Source organism: Cellulomonas citrea (assembly GCF_009829685.1).
Taxonomy (GTDB): Bacteria; Actinomycetota; Actinomycetes; order Actinomycetales; family Cellulomonadaceae; genus Cellulomonas; species Cellulomonas citrea.
The window spans coordinates 1-2,678 of sequence record NZ_VWSD01000237.1; the positions used below are offsets into that span (position 1 = coordinate 1).

The 2,678-nt window shown below is 74.5% G+C and carries 3 protein-coding genes; 1 reads left to right on the forward strand and 2 read right to left on the reverse strand.

The window, feature by feature from the left end; all coding sequences use genetic code 11:
* A partial coding sequence (locus tag F2B26_RS15570; protein WP_201292781.1) for a sulfurtransferase occupies positions 1 to 542 on the forward strand: 542 nt, incomplete at its 5' end.
* Positions 543 to 560: 18 nt separating this feature from the next.
* Here F2B26_RS15570 and F2B26_RS15575 read toward each other — a convergent pair.
* Both F2B26_RS15575 and F2B26_RS15580 read right to left on the reverse strand, forming a co-directional pair.
* On the reverse strand, positions 561 to 2,486 hold the full coding sequence (locus F2B26_RS15575; protein WP_159810908.1) for a glycosyltransferase: 1,926 nt from the start codon (positions 2,484 to 2,486) through the stop codon (positions 561 to 563).
* A partial coding sequence (locus F2B26_RS15580) for a hypothetical protein (RefSeq protein WP_201292782.1) occupies positions 2,483 to 2,678 on the reverse strand: 196 nt, incomplete at its 5' end. The genes F2B26_RS15580 and F2B26_RS15575, both read right to left, overlap by 4 nt.

Below are 2,678 nucleotides of genomic sequence, written 5' to 3' on the forward strand. Positions count from 1 at the left end.
CCGGCGGGGCGATGGCCGCGGCCCGGGCCTGGTGGCTGCTGCGCTGGGCCGGGGTGAGCCAGGTGCGGCTGCTCGACGGCGGGCTGGCGGCCTGGCAGTCCGCGGGGCTGCCGGTCGAGTCCGGTGAGCAGGCGGCGCTGCCGGGTGACGTGGTGCTGCGGCCCGGTGCGCTGCCCACGACCGATGCCGAGGGCGCCGCCCGGTGGCCGGGGGTGCTGCTCGACGCGCGGGCCGGTGAGCGGTTCCGCGGTGAGGTCGAGCCGGTGGACCCGCGCGCCGGTCATGTGCCCGGTGCGGTGAGCGCACCCACCCAGGACAACCTCGACGCCGTCGGTGCGTTCCTGCCGGACGAGCAGCTGCGGGCCCGGTTCGCGGCGCTGGTGCCGGCCGGTGCACCGGTGGCGGTGTACTGCGGGTCGGGCGTGACCGCCGCGCACCAGGTGGCGGCGCTCGCGGCCGTCGGCCTCGAGGCGACCCTCTACCCCGGGTCCTGGTCGCAGTGGTCGGCGGACCCGTCTCGGCCGGTGGCGACCGGGGCCTGAGGCGTCGGGCCTCCGGGCTCAGATCGTGGTGACGACCGTCGAGTCGGTGTACTCGGCGGTGAGCCCGTGCGGCGTCTTCTCCCAGCGGTGCGGGTCGAACAGCGCCTGCCAGGCGGCCCGCCACGCGGCGACCGCGTGCCCGCACCAGTACAGCGGGTTGAGCAGGGCGAACACCGCGATCCGCCACGAGTAGCGGCGCCATGCGGCGATCGCCGAGACGAGGATCATCAGCCCCGTGCTCACGATGAGGTTGAGGATCCCGGCCAGCCACAACCAGTGCGGCAACGGACCGGTGGGGCTGGGCAGGCCGAGCAGCGTGACGACCGTGAGCCCGACGGCGAACGGGTAGGCCAGGAACGCGAGCGGGGTGCCGAGCACGAGACCGACCATCGTGAGGCTGCCGCGCAGACCGGCGTCGCGCAGCCACTGGAGGGGGTGCCGCAGGTTCACCGCGGCGGTCATCATGTAGCCCTTGATCCAGCGGGTGCGCTGCCGGATCCACGGCCGGACCCGCGCCGTGGCCTCCTCCCAGGTGACCGAGTCGATGGTGCCGACCCGGTACCCGGCGGCGTCGACCCGCAGCCCCAGGTCGGCGTCCTCGGTGACGTTGTACGGGTCCCAGGCGCCGACCTGCTGCAGGGCCAGGGTGTCGAAGTGGTTCGAGGTGCCGCCCAGCGGCAGCGGGATGTCCAGCCCGTCCATCCCGGGCAGCATCGCGTCGAACCAGTGCGCGTACTCCACCGCGAACAGGCGCGTGAGGACGTTGTAGTCGGCGTTGAAGTAGTTGAGCGCGGCCTGCACGCACACGAGCGGACGCTCGGGGGCCAGCCCGTGCGCGCGTTCGACGTCGTCGCGGCGGAACGCCTCGACGGCCACCCGCAGCTGGTCGGGGTCGGGCCGGTCCTCAGCGTCGAAGATGACGCAGTATCGGCCCCGGGCGAAGGCGAGACCGTAGTTGCAGGCCCGCGGCTTGGTCTGCGGCTGCCCGCGGGGCACGACGAGGATGCGCACGTACTCCGGCGGCGCGGCGGCCTTGGCGGCGGCGATGGTCTCGGCGTCGTCCTCCTCGAGCAGCACGAGGACGTCGAGCTTGGACGTGGGGTAGTCCAGCGAGCCGATGTTCTCCATCACCTGCCCGATCACGTTGGCCTCACGGAACGCCGGCACGAGGACGGTGTAGACCGGCAGGTCCTCCTCGACGACGCCCCAGGTCCCGGCCTCACCGGCGGCGGCCCGGGCCTCGTCGAGCGCCCGGTGCCGGCGGGCTGCGGCGTGCGCGACGGCGGGGGCGCGCAGCGCTGCGATCACCTTGAACAGCACGTTGATGCTGAACGCGATGTTGGTGACGGCGAACGCGATGAGGGCGGTGAGCCGCAGGTCGACGAGGGCGCCGCCCACCAGCGCGACGACGAGCGCCACCGGGACCAGTCGCTGCCAGGTGACCAGGCCGTACTTGGCGGAGCGGTCGGCGTGGGTGGCGGCGAACTCCTCGGCCGACCGGTGCAGCAGGTGGCCGCGGAACTGGGCCTGCGCGGCCTGGGTGATGTCCCAGTCGGTGGTGGCCACGGCCTCGACGTGGGCGGCGTCGTGCCGGCGGCCGACCCGTTCGAGCAGCTGGGGGGTGGGTTCGGCGCTGGTCGCGATGACGAGGGTGTCGCCGCGCCGCCGCCAGGGCAGCCAGCCCTCGTCGGCGGCGGCGACCAGGTCGGCGTCGACCACGAGCCCGGGCTCGGGCGGTTCGGCGACCAGGTCGACGAGCGGCACCTCCCACTGCCGGGCGAGCGCCCGGTAGAGGTCGAGCCGGCTGAGGCTGCCGTCGAGCAGCAGGTGGCGGCCGAGCGGGCCGCCCTGGGCGCGTTGACGTGCCAGGGCGACGTCGAGCTGGTCGGCGGTGATGAGCCCGGCCTCGACGAGCCAGCTGCCGATCTGTCGCGGTGGGTTCATCGGGCACCTCGTCGGACGAGCACCGAGGCCAGGAGGAGCAGCCCGAGGACCGTCATGACCAGGTCGAACGTGGGCCAGCCGGCGGCTGCGGGCAGGGCGCCGGTGCGCCAGGTCCAGCCGCCGACGGCGAGGGCCGGGAGCACGGTGAGCCCGGCGACGGAGACCCCGATGCGGCGCGCAGGGCGGTGCCCG

Excerpts from the sequence above, each read along its gene's own strand:
- F2B26_RS15575 (WP_159810908.1), bottom strand. The coding sequence starts at position 2,486 with ATGAACCCACCGCGACAGATCGGCAGCTGGCTCGTCGAGGCCGGGCTC.